We start from the raw sequence: 25,677 nt of genomic DNA, 5'->3' as shown, positions 1-25,677 counted from the left end.
CTCGCCCTTGTGGCGAGCTGAACACCGCATCTGGTGAAGGAAGACGTGGATGGTCGGGACAAGCCCGACCATGACGGAATGGCGGGTGGAATCGCCTTCGGGTTTCAGATCGCCGCCAGAAAACCCGCGATCGCCTTAACCAGCGCGCTTTCCGCCTCGCGATGCGGGACATGGCCGACCCCAGGAAGGATCAGCGCCTCGCCTCGCCCTTCGGCGATGCGCCGGGGGTGGCGGGTCGAGCCGTATTCGTCGTCCTCGCCGTGGACGGCGAGGACGGGGCAGCGCATGCCGGCCAGGGGGCGATCCAGCGCCCAGTCGGCGAAGGCGGGCGAGAGCCAGGTCCCGATCCAGGCGTCGAGCACCCAGGGCGTCTTGTCGCCGTGATAGCGCGCCAGCCGGGCGAGGTTGTCCGGATCCTGGAAATCGCGCTCGGCCACCCTGATTCCGGCGAGGGTCATCTCCTCGATGAAGGTCTGGGCGGCGATGGTGACGAGCGCCCGGCAGCGCTGCGGCCAGCGCGCCGCCGTCTCGATCGCCATGCCGCCGCCGACGCTGTGGCCGCAGGCGACGAAATCGCCGATGCCGAGCCGATCGCAAAGCTGCGGGATGACGCTGTGACCTTCGTCCGCGACGAAATCGAGGCCTAGCTTGCCCGGATGCGGGTCGGAGCGGCCGAAGCCGAGGCGGTCATAGGCGACGACGCGCCGGCCGGTCGCCGCGGCGAGCTTCTGGGGGAAGCTGCGCCAAAGTTCGACGCAGCCGAGCGAGTCGTGAAGGAGCAGGACCGGCGCGCGCCGATCATGCTCAGGATCCGAGGGCGTCCAGCTGCGCGTGAAGAGCTCGTGCTCGCCGAGCCGAAGCAGGGCATCCCGTTGGTCGATCGTCGTCACGCGGGCACGCTTTGCCGGCAAGTGTCAGGGACGGCCATTCTGCCTGTGGCGGCCCCTTTCGCAAGGATGCCGGCCGCCTCCGAAAGGCGACCGGCTATGTGCTCAGAACTCGGCCCAACCGCTGTCGCCGTGCTTGCCGGCATTGGCGACCTTGCGCGGCGCCGGGCTGAAGGCGGTGGCGGCGAGCTGCTGCAGGCGCTGCGGCTCGGCCGCCGCGGGCTTGCGTGCGGCAGCAGGCCTGACCGCCGAGCGGGCCGGGGCGGCATGAGGCGTGGCCGCGCGGGTGGCGACGGCGTCGCCACCCGTCTTGAACGCGGCGACGAGGTCGTTGAGCTGCGTGATGCGCTGGTTGAGCGCATTGGCGCTGGCGGCGCTCTGTTCGGAGAGGGCAGCGTTCTGCTGGGTCATCTCGTCCATATGGGCGACGGTCTGGCTCATCTCCTCGATGCCGTTGGCCTGCTCGGCCGCGGCCGAGGAGATGTCGGCGATGGTCGCGGCGACCTTCTGCGAGGCCGCGAGGATCTGGGTCAGCGCATCGCCGGCCTGCCGGACCAGCTTGACGCCCTCGCCGACCTCGGCGTTCGAGGAGGAGATCAGCGTCGAGATGTCCTTGGCCGCCTCGCCCGAGCGCTGCGCCAGGGTGCGCACCTCCGAGGCGACCACAGCGAAGCCCTTGCCGGCATCGCCGGCGCGGGCCGCTTCCACCGCTGCGTTCAGGGCGAGGAGATTGGTCTGGAAGGCGATATCGTCGATCACGCGGGTGATGTCGGAGATCTTCTTTGAGGCGTCCTCGATCCGGGCCATGGCGCTGACTGCCTTGCCGGCGATCTCGCCGCCGCCCTCGGCCGCGCGCATCGCTTCCTCGGCGGTCGTCGCCGCCTGGCGCGAGGCCTGGGCCGAGGCCTTGACCGAGGCGGCCAGCTCCTCGGTGGTCGCGGCGCTCTCCTCCAGCGAAGAAGCCTGCTCCTCGGTGCGCTTCGACAGATCGTCCGCGCCGGTCGCGATCTCGCGGGCCGAGAGCCCGACATCGGCGGAGGTGAGCTGGATCGTCTTCACCGTCGAGGACAGGCGCTCGACGGTCTCGTTCACCGCCGCCTTCAGCTCGCCGAAGCGGCCGCGATATTGGGTGGCGATGTCCTGGGTCAGGTCGCCCTCGGCGACGCGCTGCAGCACGGCGACGAACTCGGTCGTGGCGCTGTCGACGACGGCGTTGATCTCGTTGATGCCGGCGACCAGCTTCTGCATCTGCTCGTCGGCATCGTCGATCTGCAGCCGGGCCGAGAAGTCGCCATCGGCGGCGGCGGCGACGACCTCGCCGACATCGGAGACGACGCGCGACATCGCATCGGCTCGGGCCGCGCGGGCTGCGGCCTCGGCCCGCTCCTGCGCCTCCAGCGCGCGGATCTGCACCAGCTTGTCGCGGAAGAGCAGCAGCGCGCCGGCGACGGCGCCGACTTCGTCATTGCGCCCAGTCTGCGGGATCGGCGTTTCGAGCTCGCCATTGGAGAGGCCGTCGATGCTGGTCTTGATCGCGGCGAGCGGCCTGATGACGCGCGAGACGATCAGGGCGCCGGTTGCGAGCATCAGCGCGACCAGCGTGCCGAGCAGCAGGTTGAACACCCACTGGATCTGGTTGACCGTGGCCCCGGTCGCGGCGAGGAGGGCATTGGTGCGCGCCTGGACCAGCCCGAAGAACTCGTCGACCGGCTTCATGATCTCGGCCTTCATGCGGTCGTAATCGGCCGAGAACAGCAGCTCGCGGGCGAGGTTGAGGTCGCGCTCTTTCTTGACGGTGTATTTGCCGCCGCCATCCTCGAACAGGCCCTTGGCGGCGTTCATGGCGCGGGTTTCGAGAGCGACGAGACCGTCCGACTTGGCGGCGGCCTGGCCGAGCTTTGCGAACTCGGCGTCCGTGAAGCCCGCCTCCTTCATCGCGGTCAGCAGGGCCTTGGTCTCGCCGGGGCCGCGCGGGCGCACGGCATTGTCGAGGACGAGGTCCCAGTAGATTCGGTGCGGCTCGACCGGGCGCGGCTTCTCGCCGCTGCGCATGGCGATGACTTCGAGATATTGCTGCTCGTAGCGCGCGTTGCCGGTCACCGCGAAGGTCCGTGCCAGGCGCGTCAGATCATCCGAGCTCTGCCGGAATTCGTCGGCGAGCAGATAGGACGCATGCGCCTGGCGATAAGCGCCGGCCCGGGCATCGACCGCCCGCTGCTGAAAATACCACGCGCCGATGATGGCTGCGATCAGGGCGGTGAAGAGCCCGGCAATGCATAGGAATGTCTGCTTGATCGTGAGATTGGCTGCCAAACGCATAGCGTGGTCCTAAATGACATGATGTGGGCAGGAACTCGCATGAGCGAAGGCGAGGGCGAAATCGGCCTGATCGGCGCGATCAACTGACCGGAGATCTGAGCGCTGGACATTCGTCCGGCTGGTGTATTGGTCAATACGAAAGGGTGCGCGGCCAGGGGCGCACGCTGTACTATCTGCGATAGACACAGGAGAAATCCGGGTGCTCTTTTTCTAAGCAGACGGTGCGTCGTGATAGTAAATTTTGACTAAATAAGCCGGTGGAGTGGTTGCAATTTGCTCCAGATCAGCGACGTTTGTTGCCAAGCTGTCGCATTGAAGCAGCTTGAGAGCGTTTTAGAAGGGTGTTTTTGCAGCTTCCGCGGGTTTCTAGTAGTTTTTGCAACCTTCTTTATACTCTCGGTCTTGCGACCATTTCCTCATCGAAAGATTCCAGCCAGCGCAATGGAGCCTTTCAGTCAGTCGTCATCTTCAACGTATCCGTGAGGAAGCCGGCAAGTGCCCGTACTGCTGGCGTCGGCCGGCCCGGCGCCAGGTGCAGCGCGATCTCGGAGGCCGGCAGCTGGGGCAGCCCCTCCGCCTCGCCGAGCAGACGCAGGCCTTCGTGCGCCGTGCCGGCCTTGACCACTGTCAGCGCACCCCCCGCTGCCGCCACGGCCTCGACCGCACCGATGCTGGAGGAGGAGAACAGGATGCGCCAGGGTCTTCCGGCCTCGTTCAGCGCGGCGAGGGCCCACTCGCGATACATGTTCGGCGCCTTGAGTAGCGCGAGCGGCAAGGGGCCGGCGGGTGGAAAATCGTGCCGATCCGACCAGGCCCAGGCGGTGCGCTCGGCCCGCAGCACCTCGCCGCCGCCGTCGCCGGCCTTCTGCGTCGCCAATACGAGGTCGAAGGCCTCTCCGAGGCTGCCGATCAGGTCGCGGGTGAAGCCGGTGGTGACCTCGAGCTCGACCTCCGGATGCGAGCGGGCGAAGCGCGCCAGCGTCTCGGGCAGAACGATGGTGGCGTAGTCGTCCATCACCGCGAGCCGGACCCGGCCGGACACGCTTTGCGCCCGGACGACGTCTAGGGCCTCGTCATGCAGCGCGACGATCCGGCGGGCGTAACCGAGAAAATCCTCGCCGGCGCGGGTCAGCAGCACCTCCTGCGGCGAGCGCTGCAGCAGGGTCTGGCCGGCGATCTCCTCGAGCTTTCGCACCTGCGTCGAGATCGTCGACTGCGTGCGTGCGAGCGCTGTGGCGGCGCGCGTGAAGGAGCGTAGCTCCGCGATGGTGACGAAGGAACGCAGCAGGTCGATGTCGATATTGCGCAGCATCGCAAGGCCTTTCGCGCCCGCAGCATGGACGGCGCCGATGATCAAAATCGAATAATTCAATTTTGGCTGGCCGGGCGCCGCCGCTAGCTATAGGGCGAGCCCTTCTGTTCGGATGTAGCGTCAACGAGGTCAAGCATGCCGAGGCTGAGATCCGCCACCACCACCCATGGCCGCAACATGGCCGGCGCCCGCGGCCTCTGGCGCGCCACCGGCATGAAGGACAGCGATTTCGGCAAGCCGATCATCGCGGTGGTGAACTCCTTCACCCAGTTCGTGCCGGGCCATGTCCACCTCAAGGACCTCGGCCAGCTGGTCGCGCGCGAGATCGAGAAGGCCGGCGGCGTCGCCAAGGAATTCAACACCATCGCGGTCGATGACGGCATCGCCATGGGCCATGACGGCATGCTCTATTCGCTGCCCTCGCGCGAACTGATCGCCGATAGCGTCGAATACATGGTCAACGCCCATTGCGCCGACGCGATGGTCTGCATCTCCAATTGCGACAAGATCACGCCCGGCATGCTGATGGCGTCGATGCGCCTCAACATCCCCACCGTGTTCGTCTCGGGCGGGCCGATGGAGGCCGGCAAATACATCGCCGAGGGCGTCTTGAAGAAGGTCGACCTGGTCGATGCCATGGTCGCCGCCGCCGACAGCAAGTACAGCGATAGCGAAGTCGAGGTGATCGAGCGCTCGGCCTGCCCGACCTGCGGCTCCTGCTCGGGCATGTTCACCGCCAATTCGATGAACTGCCTGACCGAGGCGCTCGGCCTCGCGCTGCCCGGCAACGGCTCGACGCTGGCGACCCATGCCGACCGCAAGCGCCTCTTCGTCGAGGCCGGCCATCTCATCGTCGACATCGCCAAGCGCTGGTATGAACAAGAAGATCAAAGCGTGCTGCCGCGCAATGTCGCGAGCTTCAAGGCGTTCGAGAACGCGATGACGCTCGACATCTCGATGGGCGGCTCGACCAATACGGTGCTGCATCTGCTCGCCGCGGCGCACGAAGCCGAGATCGACTTCACCATGGCCGATATCGACCGGCTGTCGCGCAATGTGCCGGTGCTGTGCAAGGTCGCGCCGGCCGTGGCCAACGTCCACATGGAGGACGTCCACCGCGCCGGCGGCATCATGGCGATCCTCGGCGAGCTCGACCGGGCCGGGCTGCTCGACACCTCGCTGCCGACCGTCCACAGCGCGACGCTGGGCGAGGCGCTGGAGCGCTGGGACATCAGGCAGACCACGAGCGAGGCGGTGCGGAGCTTCTACAGCGCCGCGCCCGGCGGCGTGCCGACGCAGACCGCCTTCAGCCAGGACCGGCGCTATGAGGAGCTCGACCTCGACCGCGAAAAGGGCGTCATCCGCGAGAAGGCGCATGCGCATTCGCAGGATGGCGGCCTCGCCGTGCTCTACGGCAATATCGCGCTCGACGGCTGCATCGTGAAGACGGCCGGCGTCGACGCCTCGATCCTGACCTTCTCCGGCACGGCGGTGATCTTCGAGAGCCAGGACGCGGCGGTCGAGGGCATCCTGAACCGCAAGGTCAAGGAAGGCGACATCGTCCTCATCCGCTATGAGGGGCCGCGCGGCGGACCGGGCATGCAGGAAATGCTCTATCCGACGAGCTATCTGAAGTCGAAAGGGCTCGGAAAGGCCTGCGCCCTGGTCACCGACGGGCGCTTCTCCGGCGGTTCGTCCGGTCTCTCGATCGGCCATGTCTCGCCGGAAGCGGCCGAGGGCGGCGCGATCGGCCTGGTCGAGAACGGCGACGTGATCGAGATCGACATCCCCAGGCGCAGCATCGTCCTCAAGGTCTCCGACGAGGAGCTGGCGCGCCGGCGCGCGGCGATGGAGGCCAGGGGCAAGGAGGCCTGGAAGCCGGCGGCGCCGCGCAAGCGCAAGGTCTCGACCGCGCTGAAAGCCTATGCGGCGCTGGCGACCAGCGCGGCCAAGGGGGCGGTGCGGGCGATCGATTGAGCGCACGTAGCGTCACATCTTCGCCACGGATCGTCCGGACAAAAGCCGCATCGACAAATCGACGCGCCAGCGCGGCACTGCGCTGGCGCGCGGATTCTGGAGGTGGCCTTGCCGGCGTTCCTGATCGCAGCCCTGCTCTGGCTCGGGCTCCTCTCGCCTTCGATCGCGCAGGCGCCGCCGGCCACCCTCTCCGACAATGCCGAGTCGATCGCGGTGGTGATCGGCAACAGGGCCTACAAGCAGACCAGCACCGTCGACTTCGCCCATAACGATGCCGAGGCGATCAAGGCCTATCTCACCGGAACGCTTGGTTTCCGCGAGCAGAACGTCTTCCTGCTGAAGGATGCGACGCTCGGCGAACTCACCCAGATGTTCGGCAGCGAGGCCAATCCGCAGGGCGGCAAGCTCTGGCGCAGCGCGGTCGAGGGCCGCTCCAACGTCTTCGTCTATTATTCCGGCCATGGCGTGCCCGACCTTGCGACGCGCCAGCCTTTCCTCTTGCCGCAGGACGGCAATCCCAATGCCGCCGAGAGCGGCTATGCGCTGCAGACGCTCTACCGGAACCTCGAACTGGTCCGGCAGAAGATCGGAGCGCAGCGCCAATTGATCGTGATGATCGATGCCTGCTTCACCGGCGAGACCGGCCGCAAGGGCGAGAGCCTGCTCGCCGTCTCGGCGCCGGGCTTCACCCCAGCCAAGCCGCGCACGGGCGGTGGCATCGTCAAGCTGGTCGCGACCTCCGGCACGACGCCGGCCAACTGGGACGAGAGCCAGAAGCTCGGCCTGTTCACCAGCCGCTTCCTGATGGGCGCCGCCGGATTGGCGCGGCCGGCCGGCGCGCCCGAGAGCGGGCCGCTCGCCTGGTCCGACCTGCAGCGCTATCTCAAGGACAGCGTCGAAGCCGCGGCACGGCGAGACAGCGGCCGCGAGCAGGCACCGGAGATCGACCTTGCCTCGATCGCCCTGCCGGTGGCGCAGCCGGTGCCAGCGGTGGCGCGGGCGGTCGCATCGGCGCGGGACGAGGCCAATTGGCAGCGGGCCAAGGCGGCAGGCGAGCGCAGCGCGCTCGAGGGGTATGTCGCACGCTGCGGTGAGACCTGCGGCTATCGCGAGGCGGCGATGGCGCTGCTGCTTGACAAGCGCCGCAGCGGCGAGGCCGCCACCGACGAGCAGAACTGGATCAGGCTCGGCGGCTCTGGGCGCTATGAGGACTATCTCAAGGGCTGCGGCACGGTCTGCGCCTATCGCTCGCTGGCCGAGGGCTATCTCGGCCGCACCGACGCCTCGCGCGATCCGCGTGTGCAGGACTGCGACGAACTCGCCGGCGATCCTGCCGATCCCGACCGGCGCGAGGGCATCAAGGGCGTGAAGTTCGCGCGGATCGATGCGCGCGCCGCGATCGTGGCCTGCAAGCAGGCGGTGGAGTCGCAGCCGCAGATCAGGCGGCTCTCCTACCAGCTTGGCCGCGCCCATGACAAAGCCGAGCGCTACAAGGATGCGCTCGCGGCCTATGACAAGGCGGCCGATGCCGGCAGCGCCGCGGCTATGAACAATCTCGGCGCGCTCTACGAGAACGGCCAGGGCAGCAGGGTCGACCTGCAGAAGGCTTTTTCGCTCTACGAGCAGGCCGCCGGTACCGGTAACGCCATCGCGATGAGCAATGTCGGGCGGATGCTGCAATATGGCCGCGGCCGGCCGCGCGACGAGGCGGCGTCGCTGCGCTGGTACCAGAAGGCGGCGGAGGCGGGCGACGCCTTCTCGATCGCCAAGCTGGTGCCGGCCTATCTCGAAGGGCGGCCGGGCTTCCCGAAGAACCCGCAGAAGGGCTTTGACCTGTTCCGGCAGGCCGCCGACAAGGGCGATCCGATCGCCATGGTTTCGATGGCGACGCTGATCGACAACGGCTTCGGCTCCTTCTTTCCCGGCACGAATTCGCTGCAGATGCTGATGAAGGCGCTGGCGAAGGGCGAAGCGGGCGCCGCGGCGATCTCCGCCAGCGACGTTTCCGAGCAGAAGCTGAAGCCGGACACGGTGCGGGCCTTGCAACGGGCAGCGCAGAAGGCCGATCATTACAGCGGCGCGATCGATGGCCGCTTCAACCCGGTGTTCGTCCGGGCGCTGGATGGCTATGCGCGTTCGCTGGAGCAGGAGCATTAGAAGCCGGCCGTGAGCGGTTTGCTGCGAAGTCTTCTCGTCGCCGGACTGTTCGTCGCCGGGGGCTGCGCCGCGCGCGCCGATGCGCTGTCGGCCTGGCTCGACAATGTCGCCGCCTGCGCCGGCAAGCGCGACCTCTCGCTTGCCGTGGTTGGCTTCGATGCCGGCCAGCAGATCTTGTCGGGCAAGCAGGCCGACGAGGTCAGGCTGGCGATCGAGAGCCGTTTGCAGAGCGAGGGGCGGGTCAGGCTGGCAGCGAGCGCCGATGTCGTCCGCATCAAGACGCTGCGCGACAGCCTCAATTTGCACAAGCCGGGCGAGGCCGAGGCGCAGATCCGCAAAGCCTTCGACGGCGATGCCAGCGTCTTCTTCACCGAGCCGGCGCGGCAGGAGGACAAGGCAAGCTTCCGCCTGCAGGCGATCGCCAGGACGGGCGACTGCAAGGCGACGAGCGAGCCGGTCGAGATCGCGATCCGGACCAAGCCGGGCGTGGTCGATGTCGATCAGGTGATGAGTAAGGCGGTCGAGAACCTCGTGCGGGCCGCGCCTGATCTGAAACGGGTCGACATCTGTCCGTTCTCGGCGGCGAGCGGCTACAGCGCCTGCAGCGCCGCGCTCGGCGAGCGACTGCTGCTGGCGCTCGACGCCGAGTCACGCTCGGACGATCGCATCCTGCGCGCCCGGCCATTGGACCTCCGCAAGGCCACGCCCGGGCAATGTGCGGCGTCCAGCGACGCCGTCACGACGCGCGGCCGCTTTGAGCAGGACCGCAACGGCCAAAGCTGGATGGAGCTCGAATTCCGCCGCGGCGATGCCGTGCTGGCCCCGACCGGGCGCAATCGCATTCCGGTCGAGGGACTAGGCTGCGACCCGGCGGTCAGGCCTTTCCTCGAGCATGTCGCCGCTACAGCCGGCTCGGACCGGGCGCGGCTCGCGCTGCTGCCGGCGGCTTCGCCCTTCGCGAAAGGGCGGCGGCTCGATGTGCGCATCGAGGGCAAGGCGGGGATGAGGCTCTATTGCTGGGTGTTGGATTCGGATGGCACCGCCTCGGTCGTGCTGCCGGTGCGTGGCGAAGAGGGCAAGAGCGTGCTGCGCGCCGGCAGCCAGTCCTACCCTTATGATTTCGGATTGACCGACATCGTGCTCGACGCGGCCTTCGAGAACCTGTTCGCCTGCTTCGGCACGGAGGCGGACTTGCCGGCGGCGCTGCGCCAGCGCTGGCTGAAGGCAGCGCCGAGCGCGAACGACGATGCGGCGATCTTGCAACCGGACGAGGTGCTCGACCTGATCGAGAGGCTGCGCGCCGTGCCGGGCATGGTCGAGGCGACGGCGCCGATCATCGTGCGTTGAGATTGTGGGCCTGTATCCGTCATTCCGGAGCTGCGCGGCTTCGCCGCTTGTCCGGAATGACGGCGGTTTACTTGGCCGCGACAAGCTCGGATTTCCGACCTCCCTTGTTTTCCCTCGAAGCCTCCTGCACCTAAGAGAGATGCATCGTCGTCTCGTCTTCGAGGAGCCGATTTCGCGCGCGGCGATCTGGAGCCGGCGGCTGGCCCTGTTCGGGTTGACGGTCGTCGTCCTCGCCGTGCTGATCTTCCGCTTCGGCCTGCCCTCGGTCGAGCGGCTGGCGCCAATCGCCGGCGCCTATGTCTTCGTGCTGCTGGCCTTCCTGCTGGCGCTCGCCGCCTTCGTCCGGATCTGGCAGGAGGGGCATCGCGGCGTCGCCATCGCCGTGCAGGCCTTCCTGCTTTGCCTGCTGCTGCTGGCTCCGGTCGCCTATGGCGGTTTCCAGCTCGCGACCCTGCCGCTCATTGCCGATGTCTCGACCGATATCGACGAGCCGCCGGCCTTCAGCCGCTCGCGCGTGGCGCTTGGCGCCAGAGACGGGATCGTGCCGCCCGATGTTCCGGCCGAGCGGCGCAAGGCGCAGCGCCAGGGCTATCCTAAGGCCGTGCCGATCGTGCTCGAACTGCCGGCCGAGATCGCCTACGACATCGCCCGCAAGGCCTGCGTCAACCTCGGCTGGCAGGTGCTGGAGGGCGCGGCGCCGGGCGGGCGCAGCGGGGCAGGGCGGCTCGACGCCGTGGCGCGCTCGCGCGTGCTGCGCCTCGTCGACGACATCACCATCCGCATCCGGCCGCGCGCCGACGGCAGCCGCATCGACATCCGCTCGGCCTCGCGGCTGGGTGGCTTCGATTTCGGTGCCAACGCCAAGCGCATTGCGGCGTTCGAGGAAGAGGTGAAGCTGCTGGTGGAATTGCGCTGAGCGGCATCGCCGTCATTGCGAGCACAGCGAAGCAATCCATGAGACGTAGAGCACTGCCACCTCTGGATTGCTTCGTCGCTATTCTCCTCGCAATGACCGTTGAGCCTCAGGCCAGCCGGTAGCGGCTCGCCAGCAACGGCGATGCATCGTTACAGAGCACCACGCCGCGCTCGACCAGATCCTCAAGCTGCGCCAGCACCGAGAGCGAGGCGGCGCCTAAGAGGCGAGGCGGCAGTTCCTGATAGATCGGCGGCACCATCTCGGCGATCGTTTCGTCGCCGGCCTGCAGACGACTGAGGATCGCGGCCTCGCGCAGGCGCCGGTGCTGAACCAGCCCGCGCAGGAAGCGCTGAGGCTCGCGCACCGGGCCGCCGTGGCCTGGCCAGTAGAGCCGGTCCTCGCGGCCGCGCAGCTTCTCGATCGAGGCCATGTAGGCGACCATCGAGCCGTCGGGCGGGGCGACGATCGTGGTCGACCAGGCCATGACATGGTCGCCCGAGAACAGCGTGCTCTCCTCCGGCAGGGCGAAGGCGAGGTGGTTGGCGGTGTGGCCGGGCGTTGCCAGTGCCTCAAGCGTCCAGCCCGGGCCGGAAACGGCGTCGCCCTCGGCCATGATCAGATCGGGCGCATAGTCCCGGTCGGCTGAGGCGTCGAGCGGGTTGATCTCGCCCAGCACCAGTTCGCGCGCCGGCCGATGCAGGCCGCAGCCGACGATGCGCGCCCCGGTCGCCGCCTTCAGCTCCCGCGCTGCCGGGGAATGGTCGCGGTGGGTGTGGGTGATGACGATGTCGGTGACGGTCTCGCCGGCGATCGCCGCCAGCAGACGCTCGACATGTCTGGGATCGTCCGGGCCGGGATCGATGATCGCGATCCTGCCGCGGCCGACGATATAGCTGCAGGTGCCGGTGAAGGTCATCGGCCCGCCATTGCCGGCGATCAGGCGACGCACCAGCGGCGAGAGCTGCACCAGCTCGCCGGAGGCCGCGCCGGGGTCGCGGTCGAAATCGAGCGGCTCGTCGGTGGTGTCCTTGTCGGCGCTGGTCATCTGCACATCCGGAAGCAGGCATGATCGCCGGCTTGTCGGCCGGCGGGCCATTTCCTATAGACGAACGAGCCGGGCGTCGACGGCCCGAAGAAGAAGGACGAGATCCGATGGCCGAGACGCTGCCACTGCCCGCTACCTCCATGGTCAACGCGGCCCTGCCGGCCCCGCGCAGCCAGGTCCTGCGCAATGTCGCGCTCGCCGTCGTCGGCAGCCTGCTGATCATCGCCGCCGCCAAGGTCAAGGTGCCGTTCTGGCCGGTGCCGATGACGCTGCAGACGCTGGCCGTGCTCGGCCTCGGCGCGGCCTATGGCGCGCGCCTCGGCGCTGCGACCGTCGCGCTCTACATCGCCTATGGCCTGTTCGGCCTGCCGGTCTTCACCAACACGCCGCCGGTCGCCGCTGGCCCGCTCTATCTGCTCGGCCCGACGGGCGGCTTCCTGATCGGCTTCGTCGCCGCGGCGGCGATCGCCGGCTGGGCCGGCTCGCGCGGCGCCTCGCTCCTGCGTCTCGCCGGCGGCGTCGTGCTGGCCGAGATCGTGCTGATGGCGCTCGGCTTCGCCTGGCTGGCGCTCGGCGCGCAGATGGCGAGCGGGGCGACCGGCATCGGCTTCGCCAAGGCCTGGGCCGCCGGCGTGCAGCCCTTCCTGCTCGGCGACCTGATCAAGGCCGCGCTGGCTGCGAGCCTGGTCGGCGCCGGCTGGTCGGTACTGAAGCGTCGCGGCTGAGCCGACCGACCTCCATGGAATCAGAAAGCCGGGGCTCGCCCCGGCTTTTTTTGTTGCGTGCGAATGCGGTGGAGCGTCAGCCCGCCGGCTTCTGGCCGGTACAGACCTTCTTCACCGGCTGCAGGAACATGTCGAGCTCCATCATGTTGCCGCAGCGGTCGCAGCCGGCGAGCAGCATGGTGATGCCGAAGACGGCGATGAGGCGGAAGGCGGATGTCATGCGAGCGCGGCTCCAGATTGCGGCGCGAGCATAGCGAAGCGGCCCGCAGCGCGCCACTGCGCGGCTCCGGATCCTGGATTGGGGCCGGGTGTCCTGTGCGGGCGACAAGGTGGTCGCGCGGAGATCTCTCGGATTCTACCGTGGCTTGCGGGCGAGACGCTGCGATCAATGCAATTGTTCGTACACACTCAGATCTGGTGAGAAAGTGAACGCTGGTTCACAGTAATTGCGGCCGTTTACCGGTTGTAAAGCTCAGCAGTTGCACTCTTTTGGACAGTTTCTCGACTGCGGATCGAATGCCGGGGGGCACGCGATGCGTGAAATCGGCTTTGGCCTGATGTTCAGCCTGGCCATGGCTTTGGCCGCCTTTTTCGTCGCCGCCTGGCCGGTGCCTGGGCAGCCGATCGCGGCTTTCTTTCCATCGGGTATGTCCCAGCCGGAGATGGCGCGCGCTGTCGCCGGGGCCGGGGGCAGCATTCTCCAGCTGGACGCTGACGCAGCGGTCGCGATCAGCGTCGGCGACGGCCGCGATTACGCGACATCTCTCTATCGGGCGGGCGCCTGGCTCGTCATCGATGGTTCATTGGCTCAATCATGCATCCGTCAGGCGAGGAACCTTACAAATGGGTGAGGTCGAGCGGCTCCGGACGCGCTTTGCGAGGCTGCTGGTCGGGATCCTGTGGACGAATGCCGGGCTGCTGCTGGTCGGAACGCCGGCCAGCGGGCCGGCCCAGCCGAACCTCACTGCGGCGGGCGTCGCGCTGGCGATCCTGGGCACCCTGGCCTGGCGAATCGACCGGATCGGTTGGGTCACGCGTCAGGTTTCCAGCGTCGCGCTGGTCGGCCAGGTCATGTTGCTGGTCTATGCCTTCGCCGGTCACGCTTATCAGGCTGACCTGCACATGTATTTCTTCGCCATGCTGGCGGTGCTGGCCGGCTGGCTCGACTGGCGCATCTTCCTGCCGGCGACGCTGGCGATCACCGTTCACCATCTCGCTCTCAGCTTCGTCTATTCCGCGGGGGTCTTCCCCGGTGGCGGTGATTTGCGACGGGCGTTTTTGCATGGCGCCATCGTCGCCGTGCAGGCGGCGGCTCTGAGCTGGATCGTCTGGTCGCTGCGGCAGGCGGTGGAGACGTCCGAACGCGAGCGCAGCGAGGCCCAGACGGCCCGGGCGGTCGCCGACGAGGCGCGCCGGGATGTCGCTGAAACGACGGCGCATGCGGCACATGAGCGGCGCCGGATCCTGCACGACCTTGCCAGCGAGTTCGAGCGCAAGATCGCCGTGATCGCGCGGGCGGTGATCGCCTCGATCTCCTCGCTGCGCGCCGCCTCGCAGCAGATGCGTGATGGCGCCGCGGAAGTGTCGGAGCGCTCGACGGCCGCATCGGAAGCGTCGCGGCAATCGTCCTCGAACGTGATTGCCATCACCGCGGCGACGTCGGAGCTGGCCGATTCCTTCACCGAGGTCGACCGGCAGGTGAACGAGGCCTCCCGCCTCGTCGGCGACACCACGAAGCAGGCGCTCACCGTGCTCGACCGCGTCGGCGACCTTTCGCGCAAGGTGCAGGAGATCGGCAACGTCACCCATCTGATCTCCACGATTGCCCGACATACTAACTTGCTGGCGCTGAACGCCTCGATCGAGGCTGCCCGGATCGGCAGCATGGGCGGAGGCTTCGCCGTGGTCGCGCACGAGATCAAGGGGCTCGCCGACGAGACCTGGCGTGCGACCGAGCAGATCCAGAGTCAGATCGACGCGATCGGCGTGTCGGGTGCCGATGCGGTCCAGGCGATCGATGCGATGACGGCGACGATCGAGACGCTCAACCAGATTTCGCGGGCGGTCGCGACAGTGGTGGAAAAGCAGAACATCGCGACGGTCGAGATCGCCGAGCATGTCCGCTGTGCCGCGAGCGAAACGGTGAAGGCCGGCGGGCATATCGACATCGTCAATCGCGTCGCCGGAGAAACCGGCGAAGCGGCGCACCATGTCGCCGATTCCGCCGATGTGCTGTCGCGCCAGTCGGCCGATCTCGATACCGAAGTGGCGCAGTTCCTGGGACGGATTCGCGCGGCCTGAGACGGGTTGCGCGCTGTATCGGCGCTTTTCCGCCGCCATGATGGTCTGTTCGGCAGCGCCTACTGCGCCTCCAGCACCAGCTCCAGCGTCATCAGCACCGGATTGTCGCCGCGCGCGAGCGCGCCTTGCGCCATGCCGCCGGTATAGTCGACCAGCGCGATGGCGAGCGCAGCTTCCGGAGCGCCATCGGCGCCGGGCGCGACATGGCCGGCTGTGATCGCGATCTCGGTGGCGAAGGGTTCGATCGAGCGGCCATCGGCGAAGCGCGCCCCGATGGTCGAGCCGACGCCGCCATGGATGACCGCGTGAGCGATATCCCGCTCGGCGCAGAAGTCTTCCAGTGCGGTGAAGACGTCGCGGTTCGGCCGTAGCCGCAGCACGAAGAACCGGCCGGCGGCTTCTGCGCCAGTGCTTAGCCGCTCCGCCGGCATGAACAGCTTGAAATTGGTCTCCGGATCATGGCCGGCGACGAAGCCGGCGCCATCCAGCCCGACTGCATCGACGCTGATAGGTTCGGCCAGGAAGCTCTGGTCCGGCAGGATATGGCCGCCATTGTGCCGGCCGTCAGCCTCTCGCCAAAGCGCGTGTCCGTGGAAGAACGGCGCGCCGTCGCGCTCGCCGAAGGTCAGCGCTCCCGTCTCGATCCGGGTCACGCCATCCGGCCGGAAGGTCTCGCTGTAGAAGGCGGCATGCTCCGGCGTGGCCGACAGCGCCGGCATGACATAGGCGAAGGGCGCCAGCGGCAGTGCCGCCGGCAGGCGCAACACACCGCTGGAAAAGCCCTGCGCCGCGAAGGCCTCTGCGATCGCGTCGAGCAGCAGACCGGGCCTCAAGTCCAGCGTGAGCTTGCGGCCTCGCGCCTCCAGCCATTGGATGCGCTCGGGCTCGGCCGGCCCCGGCTGCTGGATCGTCCTCACGCGGAAGCTCCCGGCACGCGCACGAAGTCGAGCAGGCCGCGCTTCTCCAACTCGTCGCGCACCAGCCGCTTGGGCACCTTGCCATAGCCGGATTTCGGCAGCTCTTCGAAGAAGAAGAAGCGCTTCGGCATCTTGTAGCGCGGGATCTTCTCGGCGAGGTAGCTCGCCAGCTCGTTCTCGTCGACAGGGCCGCGCGCGACGCAGACGGCGACGCCGATCTCGCCCCAGACCGCATCTGGCACGCCGAGCACGGCGGCCTCGGCGATCGCCGGATGGGTCAGGAGCTTCTCCTCGATCTCGCGCGGATAGATGTTCGAGCCGCCGGAGATGTACATGTCGGAGGCGCGGCCGGTGATGTAGACGAAGCCCTCCTCGTCCATATGGCCGAGGTCGCCGGTGCGGAACCAGCCATTGCGGAAGGACTTCGCATTGGCTTCCGGGTTCTCGTAATAGCCGGCGAAGACGGCCGGGCCGATCACGCAGATCTCGCCGGTCTCGAAGGGCTTGAGCTCTTCGCCCTCGTCGTTCTGGATCGAGACCTGGATGCCGGTGCGCTCGACGCCGCAGCTGCCGATGCGCGCCGCCGGCCCGTCCTCTTCCTCGTGCAGATGGGTCGGCAGCACCGTGATGTTGCCGGTGACCTCGCCGAGGCCGAAATACTGCACCAGCACCTTGCCGAGCTTCTTCAGCGCGGTCTTCTGGTCCTCGCGATACATCGGCGCGCCGGCATAGATGACATGGCGCAGGCTGGAATGATCGTGCTGGTCGACGGCCGGATGCTCGACCAGCATCTTCAGGATCGTCGGCACCGTGAAGATATTGGTGACCCGGTGCTTTTCGATCAGCCGGAAGGCTTCGTCGATGTCGAAGCGCTCGGTCGGCAGCAGGATCGAGGGCGCGCCACGGGCCGAGAGCACGAGCTGGTGCACGCCGGCGCCATGCGAGAGCGGCGCGACCACGAGCGATGCGTCGGCTTCCGTCGAGCCCGGCACGAGGTCGGCGAGATGGTTGGTGATGACGAAGCCCATCTGGCCATGGGTGAGCACCGCCGCCTTGGAGCGTCCGGTGGTCCCCGAGGTAAAGAAGAACCAGCAGGGATCGTCGCGGTCGACGACGGCGTCCGGCACGCGGCTGCCCTGATGCGCGGCGATCGCCTCCGTCAGCGTCGTCTCGCCGAAGGCGCCCGCACCGATCCGCCAGGTGAACTGCAGCGCCTTGCTCTCCCTGGCGACCGCCGCGGCATGATCGGGGAAATCGCCATGGCAGAGGAAGCCCCTGGCGCCCGAGGAGGTCGCGAGCCAGGCGACCTCGTCCGGCATCAGCCGGAAATTGGTCGGCACCCAGACGGCGCCCAACCGGAAGGCGGCGAACATCGAGACGAACATCTCGTCGCAATTCTTCGAGTGGACTAGGATGCGGTCGCCCTTGCCGATGCCGCGCGCCGCCAGCGCCGCGCAGAGCGCGTGTGCCGCCGCGTCGAGCTCGGCCCAGCTCCATTGCCGCTCTCCCCAGATCAGCCCGGGGCGATCTGCGAAGCAGCGGGCATTGCGCGTCAGGACATGCGCGAGGTTCATCACCCGCGTCGTCACGGGCTTCAGTCCGCCGGCCGGGCCGGTATTCGCAGCGCTCGTCATGGCGTCGTCTCCGCTGTCCTGATCTCGTCTTGCGCCGGCCTCGCTTGCCGCCGGTCGAGCATGGCGGCGATCCTCGCCTCGACCTGCCGCGCCTCGTGACGCAGCAGGGCGGCGAGCTCTTCCTGGCGCTGCTTCTGCATGCGCGACTCGATCGCGGCGATGCTGAGTGCCCCGGCGATGCGCCCGTCGGGATAGCGCACGCCGACGCCGATGCCCCAGGAATTGGTGACGATCCGGCCGGGATTGAGGGCATAGCCTTGCGCCCGAGCCAGTGCGATGTCGGCGATGAGCTGCGCCGGCGAATAGGCCGGATAGCGGGCGGCGAGGATGGCACCATTGGCCTCGATCATCGCCGTGGCTTCGGCATCTGGCATCAGCGCCAGCATGGCGAGCGAGCCGGCGCCGACCCCGAGCGGGTGCTGGTCGCCGGCCTGGAGGGCGTGGGTGCGCACCGGCCAGGTGCCTTCCTCGCGATGCAGGCAGATGACGAAGCGGTCGCGCCGGATCGAGAAGAAGCTGGTGTCCTGCGTCGTGTCCGAGAGCGCCCGCAGGCTGGGCATGGCGAGGTCGAGCAGGCCGTGGCGCTGGCCGCAGAGCAGGCCGAGCACGAAGGCCTCCTCGCCGAGATGGTAGCGCCGCGTGCGCGCCTCCTGCTCGACGAGGCCCGCCCGCATCAGCGCCAGCAGCAGGCGCCGGACGGTCGGCTTGTTCAGGCCGCTCTCCTCGACGATCTCGCTGAGCGGCAGGCCCGATGCGCTCTCGCGGCCGACGAGCGCCAGCAATCGCAAAGCGCGGTCGACACTCTGCGAGCCTGACAGATCGGGCGTCGATAGGGCCTCGGGCTGCATTTCCTCGATCGCATTTGGGTCCATGATGCGGACCTCTCATCTGCATTAAAGGTGTAGATGGCAGCGTCTGCGATTGCAACAGCGGTCGATCCGTGTATGTTCCAGCCGGAACGAGCGAGGCAATTCGCCATAATATGGACCCGTCAGGCTGGCGGGCGGATGGGAGGAGCGGCCCTTATGGCCGAGACAAGCACGGGCGCGGCCGCTGGCGCGCATGCCAGCGCAAACTCTAGCGACGGCGTCGCCGCGGTCCTGGAGAGTCTCGACCATACCCCGAAGCGCGTCGGCTCGGCGCTGGTGCGTCCGCTCGAAATCATCGCCGCGTGCCTGCTCGTCGCCATCGTCACGCTTCTGCTGGCCGGCGTGACCTCGCGCTATGTCCTGTCGATCCCGGTGGTTTGGATCGACGAGGCCGCCTCGATCTGCTTCCTCTGGCTCGCCATGCTCGGCGCCGCCATCGCGATCGACCGCAATGAGCATCTGCGCCTGACGCTGTTCGTCGGCATGCTGCCCGAGCGCCTGCGCGGTCTCGCCCACGCTTTCGGTCTGCTCGCGGTCGCGACCTTCCTCGCGGTGATGACCTGGCCGGCGATCGACTATGTCATCGAGGAATCCTACGTCACCTCGGCGGCGCTCAACATTCCCTCGAGCTATCGCGTCTCGGCCATCGCCTTCGGCATCATCGCCATGCTGGCGCTGGTGCTGACCTATGCCGTCCGAACCTGCACGCTGCGCGATCTCCTGATCTCGGCTGCGGTGATCGGTCTCGTCGCAGCCGCCTTCTATCTGCTGACGCCGGTGTTCAAGACGCTGGGCTACGTCAATATCGCCATCTTCCTGCTCGGCGTCGTCGGCCTCTGCCTCGTCGCCGGCGTGCCGATCGCCTTCTGCTTCGGGCTGGGCGCGCTCTGCTTCCTGTCGTTCAGCACCAGCGTGCCGATCTTCGTGATGATCGGGCGCATGGACGAGGGCATGTCGAGCCTGATCCTGCTTTCGGTGCCGATCTTCGTGCTGCTCGGCTGCGTGCTCGACTCGACCGGCATGGGCAAGGCGATCGTCGACTTCCTGGCTTCGCTGCTCGGCCATGTCCGCGCCGGCATGTCCTATGTGCTGCTCGGCTCGCTCTTCCTGGTCTCCGGCATTTCCGGCTCCAAGGTCTCCGACATGGCGACGGTGGCGCCGGCGCTGTTCCCGGAGATGAAGCGCCGCGGCTATCAGCCCAAGGAACTGATCGCGCTGCTCTCGACTGGCGCCGCCATGGCCGAGACCGTGCCGCCCTCGATCGTGCTGATCGTGCTCGGCTCGGTTGCCGGCGTCTCGATCGCCGGGCTCTTCACCAACGGCCTCGTCGTCGCCACCGTGCTGCTGCTCGTGCTCGCCATCCTGGCGCGCTGGAAGGCGCGGGGCGAGATGCTGAAGGGCGTGCGCCGCGCGCCGTTCACCGTGATCTGGAAGACGGCGCTGGTCGCGGCGCCCGCCCTCGTCCTGCCCTTCCTGATCCGCAGCGCCGTCGGCGGCGGCGTCGCCACCGCGACCGAGGTCTCGACGATCGCCGTGCTCTACGCGCTGATCGTCGGCATCGTCCTCTATGGCGGCATCAGCTGGCGCACCTTCTACGGCATGCTGGTCGAGACCGCGGCGCTCTCGGGCGCGATCCTGATGATTTTGGGCACCGCCTCGGCGATGGCCTGGGCCCTGACACAGACCGGCTTCGCCCGAGATCTTGCGACCGCAATGTCGCATCTGCCCGGCGGCTGGATCAGCTTCATGGCGGTGACGGTCGTCGTCTTCATGATCCTCGGCTGCGTGCTCGAGGGCCTGCCGGCGATCGTGCTGATGGCGCCCTTGATGTTCCCGATCGCCAAGAGCCTCGGCATCAACGACGTCCATTATTCGATGGTGGTGGTCACCGCGATGAACATCGGCCTGATGACCCCGCCGATCGGCATCGGCTTCTACATCGCCTGCAAGATCGGCAACGTCGAACCGGACGAGGCGATGGGCGCGATCTGGCCCTATCTGCTGGCGCTGCTCGCCGGCCTCGCCATCATCGCCTATGTCCCGTCCTTCTCGACGATGTTCCTGTGATGGGTTGGGTCAGTTTGCTAGCCTCTCTCGCGAGCCCTCATCCTGAGGAGCGATCGCAAGATCGCGTCTCGAAGGATGCTCCAGGAGGCTCCGGAACTATCTGGAACATCCTTCGAGACGCCGCTGCGCGGCTCCTCAGGATGAGGGCTGGGATGGGACATGCCGTTTTGGCATGGCGACCCACCATTGCGATCGATTGCCCGCCCGGCATATCCCGCGCCAGCATGAGTAAAACGCCTTCACGCGCCCAGCTTAGGACGCGCTGACCAATGAAGAACCTTCAGGGAGGAAACACCATGTCGATCTCACGCCGCACGATCCTGCAGGGCGCCACCGCCGCCGCCACGGTCGGTACCTTCTCGATCGCCCGCGCCCAAACGCCGGAATTCACCTACAAATACGCCAACAACCTGCCGGTCTCGCACCCGATGAACCTGCGCGCCACCGAGGCGATGGAGAAGATCAAGTCCGAGACCAACGGCAAGGTCGTCATCCAGATCTTCCCGAACAACCAGCTCGGCTCCGACACCGACATGCTGAACCAGGTCCGCTCGGGCGGCGTCGAGTTCTTCACGCTGTCGCCACTGATCCTGTCGACGCTGGTGCCGAACGCCTCGGTCAGCGGCATCGGCTTCGCCTTCCCGGACTATGACTCCGTCTGGAAGGCGATGGATGGCGAGCTCGGCGCTTACGTCCGTGGCCAGATCGCCAAGGCGAACCTGCACGTCATGGACAAGATCTGGGACAACGGTTTCCGCCAGATGACCTCGTCCAAGGGGCCGATCAATTCCCCGGCCGACCTCAAGGGCTTCAAGATCCGCGTGCCGGTCTCGCCGCTCTGGACCTCGATGTTCAAGGCCTTCGACTCGGCCCCGGCCAGCATCAACTTCGCCGAGGTCTACACCGCCCTGCAGACCAAGATCGTCGACGGCCAGGAGAACCCGCTCGCGATCATCGCCACCGCCAAGCTGTTCGAGGTGCAGAAGTATCTCTCGCTGACCAACCATATGTGGGACGGCTTCTGGTTCCTCGCCAATCGCCGCGCCTGGGAGCGGCTGCCGCAGGATCTACGGACCATCGTCGCCAAGAACATCGACGCCGCCGCTCTGCTGGAGCGCGCCGACGTCGCCAAGCTCAATGCCGGCCTGCAGGCCGAACTGACCTCGAAGGGCATGGTCATCAACCAGACCAAGGCCGACGAATTCCGGGCCACGCTGCAGAAGGCCGGCTTCTACGGCGAGTGGAAGGGCAAATACGGCGACGAGGCCTGGGCGATCCTGGAAAAGGCGGTCGGCGGCAAGCTGGCCTGAGGTCTTCGGACGACCGAACCACTGCCGTCATGGTCGGGCTTGTCCCGACCATCCACGTCTTGATCGAGGGCGGTGGTAAAGACGTGGATGCTCGGCACAAGGCCGAGCATGACGGAGCGCGGTCCTCGCCTTCGCGTCATTGCGAGCGAAGCGAAGCAATCCAGGATGGCTTGCGCTGTCCTTTCTGGATTGCTTCGTCGCTTTCGCTCCTCGCAATGACGACTGGGCCTCACCCGCCCTTCTTCGCACCCTTGCCCGGCTCGCTGAAGTCGAGCTGCTTCTGCAGGCCGAGCTGGACCATGAAGGCCGGCACCGCCTCCAGCCCGGTATCCTTGGTCCTGCGCCAGGCGGCCGAGGCGGTCGCGGTCATGCCGCCGCCGAGCCCGCGGGCATAGTCGAGGCCGATGCTGGAGGTCCGCGTCGTCGCGTCGAGGCCGAGATAATCCTCGAGCTTCTGCCGGACGCTGAGCGAGAGCGCATTCGTCTCGTTGAAGCGGGCGGTGAGCTTGCCCTCGTGCTGCGTCACCAGGTTGATCACCGCGAAGGGCAGGGTGGTGTCCTCGACCGTGCGGCCCGAAGACAGATCGAGCGTCAGCCATTCATAGGGAACGCGGATCTTGGCCGTGTAGAGCAGCGTCTTCTCGTTCTCGAATTCCTTGTCGGGGAAGATGATCTGCAACGGCGAGAGCGAGGCCTCGAAGGTCGCTCCCTTCAGCGCGGTCGAGACGAACAGGTTCGGCTGCAGCCGGTAATTGTCGCGACGCAGGCCGAGATAGTCGGTGCCGTTGGTGAAACGCGTGCGCGACGCCATGAAGGAGACGCCGATCTCGGTGTCGCCCTGGCGCCAGGCGATGCCGGGCGTGATGCCGAGCGTCGCGAGGTTCTCGTCCTGCGGCAGGAAATCGCCATAGGCGAAGACGTTGCGCTCGTTCAGCGCGGAAAGCCGCGCCTCGGCATTGGCGAAGAGCCTGAAGGCACCGAGGCTGAGATTGAGCCGTTCGCGCCAGGCCAGGCTGCGGCGGCGGCGCGACCAGGTCTGCTCGTTCTCGGCCGCGAGCGAGGATTGCAGGGTCAGCTTATCGCCTATCCCCATCGCGTGCTTCAGCGTCAGCATGTTCTGGCGGCTGGCCGCAAGCTGGCGTGGATCATATTGGGTGTCGACCAGCAGGAGGTCGAGCCCGTAGCCATCCTGCACCGTGCCGCGCAGATAGTTCCAGCTCACGAAGCCGGTCAGCGTCGGGCTGCCTTTCTCGCCCTTGCTGTTGGTTGGGCTGGAATCGAAGCCGCCGCGCAATCCCACCACCGCCGTCGAGACCAGGGTCTCGGCCGCATCCTCGCCGGCGGCAACTGGCAAGGCACCGAACATCACGCAAAGCAGCGCAAAGACTGACCGGTATCGACGCATGGACATCACCCCTCTCAGTCGAGAATAGATGATCATGCCTAATGCGCCGTTAATACAGCCAAGAATTCATCTGTGGCTTAAAGTATAGATTTCAGTGAATAGATTTTTACCTGTATGAATTGGCTGATTGTATTCGGTCTGCCTGCGGTTAAGGCTAGCAAGTATGGTTAACAAGGTGTATAGGTTGCGTCAAAAATAAAATACAACCAAAACGTGTGTATCGCTTCGATCCCCGGAGCGGAAGCAGGGAGAGAAAGATGAAATACGCGTTTGTTCTTGCCACCGTCGCCGCCTTTGCCGTCACCCCCGCCTTCGCCGGCGGCAAGGGCGGCCGCGGCGGTGGTCTTCTCGGCGGCGGTCTCATCGGCGGTGTCGTAACGTCGGTGGCCTCGGTCACGGCTGCGGTCTCGAACGTCAAGGTGCTCAACAACGTCGCAGTGCTGAGCGGCAACGGCATCCTCAACGGCAACAAGGTCAGCGTCGGCCGCGGCGGTATCGGCATCGGCAATGGCGGGCATGGCTGCGGTTGCAACTGACCCGTGACGAGAGCCGGCGAACCATGCGGCGCAGATGGAGGTGAGAGGAGGGGCGCTGGTCGCCCCTCTTCTCATGGACGAAGTTCAGATGTTGCCTACCTGCCGATCGGTAGGCTAGCTTCATGCGGAGACAGCGGAGCATGATGGCGGCGATGGACAGTTTCGATGCGGTCGGCGGCGGGACGTTGCGCTCGCCCTATTTCGGCGAGGAGCACGAGGCGCTCCGCGACCAGCTGCGCCGTTTCGTCGCGAACGAAGTCAAGCCGCACGGTCTCGCCTGGGAAGAGGCGGGCATGGTGCCTCGCCAGGTGCTGGCCCGCATGGGCGAGCTCGGCTTCCTCGGCATCCGCTACCCCGCCGAGTATGGCGGCTCGGAGCTCGACACGCTCGCGACGGTGGTGCTGGCCGAGGAGCTCGGCCGCTCGACCTTCTCGGGTTTCGCCATCACGGCCTTGGTCCACACCGACATGGCCTCGGTCCATGTCTTCAATGCCGGCAGCAAGGCGCAGCGCGACCGCTGGATGCCCGATATCGTCGCCGGCAAGGTGATCTGCGCCATCGCCGTCACCGAGCCCGACGCCGGCTCCGACGTGAAAGGCATCCGTACCACCGCCCGGCGCGAGGGCGACAGCTACGTGCTGAACGGCGCCAAGATGTTCATCACCAATGGCGTCCATGCCGATCTCTACTGTGTCGCCGCCAAGACCGATCCGTCCGGCAAGCCCTCGCAATCGGTCTCGATGTTCCTGGTCGAGAGAGGCACGCCGGGCTTCCGTGTCAGCCGCGCCCTCGACAAGCATGGCTGGCGCTCCTCCGACACGGCCGAGCTGGTCTTCGAGGACTGCCGGATCCCGGCCGAGAACCTGCTCGGCGGCGAGGGCCGCGGCTTCTACGCGATCATGAGCAACTTCCAGAACGAGCGCACCGTGATCGGCGCCATGGCGATGGGCGAGGCGCAGGCAGCGATCGAGTTGACGGTCGACTATGTCCGCACCCGCACCGCCTTCGGCGCCCCGCTCTGGGACAAGCAGGCGATCCGCCAGAAGCTCGCCATGCTCGCGGGCAAGGTCGAGGCCGGGCGCCAGCTCGTCCACCATGCCGCCTGGCTCGATACCAGGGGTTTCGATGCGACGCGCGAGGTCTCGATGGTCAAGGCCTATTGCGGCGAGCTGGTCAACGAAGTCATGTACGCCTGCGTCCAGTTCCATGGCGGCATGGGCTTCATGCGCGAGAGCGCGATCGAGCGCATGGCGCGTGACGCCCGCGTCCAGGCGATCGGCGGCGGCGCGACCGAGGTCATGCTCGAAGAGGTGGCGAAGCGGCTGTGACGGTCGTGACCGGACGCGCCGAGCGGGCGGAGCTCGAAGGCGGCGCCCGCCGCCTGATCCTCGACCATGCAGCGCGCCTGTTGCGCAGCAACGGCTATCATCAGACCAGCCTGCGCGAGATCGCCGAGGCGGTCGGCATCCGCAAGGCCAGCCTCTATTATCACTTCCGCTCGAAGGAGGAGATCGTCGAGGCGGTCGTCAATGACGGCGTCCGTCTCGTGCATGACGCTGTCCTGGCCGCGCTGGGCGCCGCGGGCAAGGCGACGGCGCGCGAGCGGCTCAAGGCGGCGATCGCGGCGCACCTCGCCGCCCTGCACGGCCATTCCGACTACACCTGCGCCAGCATCAAGGTCTTCAGTTTCGGCGAGAACCCGACGCCGGAGAGCGTGCGCAGTATCCGCCGCGCCTATGACGATCTCTGGCGGGCGCTGATCGACGAGCTTGCCAGCGCGGGCGTGCTCACCCCCGGCATCGCGCCCGAGCATCTGCGGCTCTTCCTGCTCGGCGCCATGAACGGCTCGGTCGACTGGTACCGCGAGGGGCGCTTCGACATCGCGCAACTTGCCGGCGAACTCGCGACCCTGGTCGCGACGAAGGACATGATCCGGACCAGCTGACCGCTGTG

General features: G+C 67.1%; 21 protein-coding genes. 12 read left to right on the top strand and 9 right to left on the bottom strand.

The annotated features are described in order from the left end of the window. Positions 1-104: 104 nt before the first annotated feature. The 3 genes from BMZ69_RS06610 to BMZ69_RS06600 all read right to left on the bottom strand — a co-directional run bounded on the left by BMZ69_RS06610 (position 105) and on the right by BMZ69_RS06600 (position 4,578). Positions 105-890 carry an alpha/beta fold hydrolase gene (locus BMZ69_RS06610; RefSeq protein ID WP_092155765.1) on the bottom strand — a complete coding sequence of 262 codons (786 nt, stop codon included), beginning with the start codon at positions 888-890 and terminating at the stop codon, positions 105-107. Positions 891-992: 102 nt separating this feature from the next. Further along, positions 993-3,206, bottom strand: a complete 2,214-nt coding sequence (locus tag BMZ69_RS06605; protein WP_092155764.1) for a methyl-accepting chemotaxis protein — start codon at positions 3,204-3,206, stop codon at positions 993-995. Between the two features lie 451 nt (positions 3,207-3,657). After that, on the bottom strand, positions 3,658-4,578 hold the full coding sequence (locus BMZ69_RS06600; RefSeq protein ID WP_092155763.1) for a LysR substrate-binding domain-containing protein: 921 nt from the start codon (positions 4,576-4,578) through the stop codon (positions 3,658-3,660). A 75-nt stretch (positions 4,579-4,653) separates the two neighbouring features. Between BMZ69_RS06600 and ilvD the strand changes: the two genes are divergently transcribed. The 4 genes from ilvD (at position 4,654) to BMZ69_RS06580 (ending at position 10,915) form a co-directional block, all read left to right on the top strand. Further along, the gene (gene ilvD / locus BMZ69_RS06595; RefSeq protein ID WP_092155762.1) at positions 4,654-6,495 is read left to right on the top strand and encodes a dihydroxy-acid dehydratase; all 1,842 of its coding nucleotides are present in this window, start codon (positions 4,654-4,656) and stop codon (positions 6,493-6,495) included. A gap of 102 nt (positions 6,496-6,597) precedes the next feature. Further along, positions 6,598-8,652, top strand: coding sequence for a caspase family protein (locus tag BMZ69_RS06590; RefSeq protein WP_244543237.1), 2,055 nt, complete (start codon positions 6,598-6,600; stop codon positions 8,650-8,652). A 9-nt stretch (positions 8,653-8,661) separates the two neighbouring features. Then, positions 8,662-9,999: a hypothetical protein gene (locus BMZ69_RS06585; protein ID WP_244543236.1), complete on the top strand. Its 1,338-nt coding sequence runs from the start codon at positions 8,662-8,664 to the stop codon at positions 9,997-9,999. A gap of 139 nt (positions 10,000-10,138) precedes the next feature. Continuing rightward, entirely contained in the window at positions 10,139-10,915 is a 777-nt protein-coding gene (locus BMZ69_RS06580; protein ID WP_092155760.1) for a DUF1499 domain-containing protein, read from the top strand. Between the two features lie 106 nt (positions 10,916-11,021). Here the strand turns inward: BMZ69_RS06580 and BMZ69_RS06575 are convergent, their stop codons facing one another. Further along, complete coding sequence (locus tag BMZ69_RS06575; RefSeq protein ID WP_092155759.1) at positions 11,022-11,960, bottom strand: MBL fold metallo-hydrolase; 939 nt, start codon at positions 11,958-11,960, stop codon at positions 11,022-11,024. Between the two features lie 107 nt (positions 11,961-12,067). On the opposite strand from BMZ69_RS06575, the gene BMZ69_RS06570 reads away from it, so the two are divergent. Continuing rightward, a complete protein-coding gene (locus tag BMZ69_RS06570) occupies positions 12,068-12,685 on the top strand; it encodes a biotin transporter BioY (RefSeq protein ID WP_175506686.1) in 618 nt (205 codons plus the stop codon). A gap of 76 nt (positions 12,686-12,761) precedes the next feature. On the opposite strand, the gene BMZ69_RS31515 is transcribed toward BMZ69_RS06570, so the two are convergent. Further along, positions 12,762-12,905, bottom strand: a complete 144-nt coding sequence (locus BMZ69_RS31515; RefSeq protein WP_175506685.1) for a hypothetical protein — start codon at positions 12,903-12,905, stop codon at positions 12,762-12,764. 313 nt (positions 12,906-13,218) lie between these two features. Between BMZ69_RS31515 and BMZ69_RS31025 the strand changes: the two genes are divergently transcribed. After that, positions 13,219-13,536, top strand: a complete 318-nt coding sequence (locus BMZ69_RS31025; protein ID WP_139218988.1) for a hypothetical protein — start codon at positions 13,219-13,221, stop codon at positions 13,534-13,536. After that, positions 13,529-14,986 (top strand): methyl-accepting chemotaxis protein, encoded by a 1,458-nt coding sequence (locus BMZ69_RS06565; RefSeq protein WP_175506684.1) that lies wholly within the window; start codon positions 13,529-13,531, stop codon positions 14,984-14,986. Before BMZ69_RS31025 ends, BMZ69_RS06565 begins: the two co-directional genes overlap by 8 nt. A gap of 59 nt (positions 14,987-15,045) precedes the next feature. Here BMZ69_RS06565 and BMZ69_RS06560 read toward each other — a convergent pair whose 3' ends face one another. From BMZ69_RS06560 to BMZ69_RS06550, 3 genes are read right to left on the bottom strand one after another with little or no spacing between them, the layout of a single operon-like run. After that, a complete protein-coding gene (locus BMZ69_RS06560; protein WP_092155757.1) occupies positions 15,046-15,903 on the bottom strand; it encodes a PCC domain-containing protein in 858 nt (285 codons plus the stop codon). Beyond that, complete coding sequence (locus BMZ69_RS06555; protein ID WP_092155756.1) at positions 15,900-17,537, bottom strand: acyl-CoA synthetase; 1,638 nt, start codon at positions 17,535-17,537, stop codon at positions 15,900-15,902. The genes BMZ69_RS06560 and BMZ69_RS06555 overlap by 4 nt, the downstream gene beginning before the upstream one ends. Continuing rightward, positions 17,534-18,409 carry an IclR family transcriptional regulator gene (locus BMZ69_RS06550; RefSeq protein ID WP_244543235.1) on the bottom strand — a complete coding sequence of 292 codons (876 nt, stop codon included), beginning with the start codon at positions 18,407-18,409 and terminating at the stop codon, positions 17,534-17,536. Before BMZ69_RS06550 ends, BMZ69_RS06555 begins: the two co-directional genes overlap by 4 nt. 153 nt (positions 18,410-18,562) lie before the next feature. On the opposite strand from BMZ69_RS06550, the gene BMZ69_RS06545 reads away from it, so the two are divergent. Together BMZ69_RS06545 and BMZ69_RS06540 are read left to right on the top strand one after the other, a co-directional pair. After that, positions 18,563-20,473, top strand: coding sequence for a TRAP transporter large permease (locus tag BMZ69_RS06545; protein ID WP_092155755.1), 1,911 nt, complete (start codon positions 18,563-18,565; stop codon positions 20,471-20,473). 296 nt (positions 20,474-20,769) lie between these two features. Then, entirely contained in the window at positions 20,770-21,783 is a 1,014-nt protein-coding gene (locus tag BMZ69_RS06540; protein WP_092155754.1) for a TRAP transporter substrate-binding protein, read from the top strand. Positions 21,784-22,012: 229 nt separating this feature from the next. Here the strand turns inward: BMZ69_RS06540 and BMZ69_RS06535 are convergent, their stop codons facing one another. After that, a complete protein-coding gene (locus BMZ69_RS06535; RefSeq protein WP_139218986.1) occupies positions 22,013-23,194 on the bottom strand; it encodes a hypothetical protein in 1,182 nt (393 codons plus the stop codon). Between the two features lie 251 nt (positions 23,195-23,445). Here BMZ69_RS06535 and BMZ69_RS06530 point away from each other — a divergent pair, with 251 nt between their 5' ends. The 3 genes from BMZ69_RS06530 to BMZ69_RS32350 all read left to right on the top strand — a co-directional run bounded on the left by BMZ69_RS06530 (position 23,446) and on the right by BMZ69_RS32350 (position 25,669). Continuing rightward, positions 23,446-23,724, top strand: a complete 279-nt coding sequence (locus tag BMZ69_RS06530; RefSeq protein ID WP_092155752.1) for a hypothetical protein — start codon at positions 23,446-23,448, stop codon at positions 23,722-23,724. 152 nt (positions 23,725-23,876) lie between these two features. Further along, positions 23,877-25,052: an acyl-CoA dehydrogenase family protein gene (locus BMZ69_RS06525; RefSeq protein WP_092155845.1), complete on the top strand. Its 1,176-nt coding sequence runs from the start codon at positions 23,877-23,879 to the stop codon at positions 25,050-25,052. Next, positions 25,049-25,669, top strand: a complete 621-nt coding sequence (locus tag BMZ69_RS32350) for a TetR/AcrR family transcriptional regulator (RefSeq protein ID WP_092155751.1) — start codon at positions 25,049-25,051, stop codon at positions 25,667-25,669. The genes BMZ69_RS06525 and BMZ69_RS32350 overlap by 4 nt, the downstream gene beginning before the upstream one ends. Positions 25,670-25,677 lie beyond the last annotated feature (8 nt).

Origin of the sequence: Allobosea sp. CRIB-10 (genome assembly GCF_900112185.1) — a bacterium.
Lineage (GTDB): Bacteria > Pseudomonadota > Alphaproteobacteria > Rhizobiales > Beijerinckiaceae > Allobosea.
The sequence above is the reverse complement of the archived record's forward strand: the minus strand, read 5'-3'. Positions and strand labels throughout refer to the sequence as shown.

Coding starts and splice junctions, on each gene's coding strand:
- BMZ69_RS06530 (WP_092155752.1), top strand. CDS start 23,446: ATGAAATACGCGTTTGTTCTTGCCACCGTCGCCGCCTTTGCCGTCACC.
- BMZ69_RS06525 (WP_092155845.1), top strand. CDS start 23,877: ATGGACAGTTTCGATGCGGTCGGCGGCGGGACGTTGCGCTCGCCCTAT.
- ilvD (WP_092155762.1), top strand. CDS start 4,654: ATGCCGAGGCTGAGATCCGCCACCACCACCCATGGCCGCAACATGGCC.
- BMZ69_RS06575 (WP_092155759.1), bottom strand. CDS start 11,960: ATGACCAGCGCCGACAAGGACACCACCGACGAGCCGCTCGATTTCGAC.
- BMZ69_RS06570 (WP_175506686.1), top strand. CDS start 12,068: ATGGCCGAGACGCTGCCACTGCCCGCTACCTCCATGGTCAACGCGGCC.
- BMZ69_RS06535 (WP_139218986.1), bottom strand. CDS start 23,194: ATGTCCATGCGTCGATACCGGTCAGTCTTTGCGCTGCTTTGCGTGATG.
- BMZ69_RS06550 (WP_244543235.1), bottom strand. CDS start 18,409: ATGGACCCAAATGCGATCGAGGAAATGCAGCCCGAGGCCCTATCGACG.
- BMZ69_RS06565 (WP_175506684.1), top strand. CDS start 13,529: ATGGGTGAGGTCGAGCGGCTCCGGACGCGCTTTGCGAGGCTGCTGGTC.
- BMZ69_RS06545 (WP_092155755.1), top strand. CDS start 18,563: ATGGCCGAGACAAGCACGGGCGCGGCCGCTGGCGCGCATGCCAGCGCA.
- BMZ69_RS06580 (WP_092155760.1), top strand. CDS start 10,139: ATGCATCGTCGTCTCGTCTTCGAGGAGCCGATTTCGCGCGCGGCGATC.
- BMZ69_RS31025 (WP_139218988.1), top strand. CDS start 13,219: ATGCGTGAAATCGGCTTTGGCCTGATGTTCAGCCTGGCCATGGCTTTG.
- BMZ69_RS06540 (WP_092155754.1), top strand. CDS start 20,770: ATGTCGATCTCACGCCGCACGATCCTGCAGGGCGCCACCGCCGCCGCC.
- BMZ69_RS06555 (WP_092155756.1), bottom strand. CDS start 17,537: ATGACGAGCGCTGCGAATACCGGCCCGGCCGGCGGACTGAAGCCCGTG.
- BMZ69_RS31515 (WP_175506685.1), bottom strand. CDS start 12,905: ATGACATCCGCCTTCCGCCTCATCGCCGTCTTCGGCATCACCATGCTG.
- BMZ69_RS06605 (WP_092155764.1), bottom strand. CDS start 3,206: ATGCGTTTGGCAGCCAATCTCACGATCAAGCAGACATTCCTATGCATT.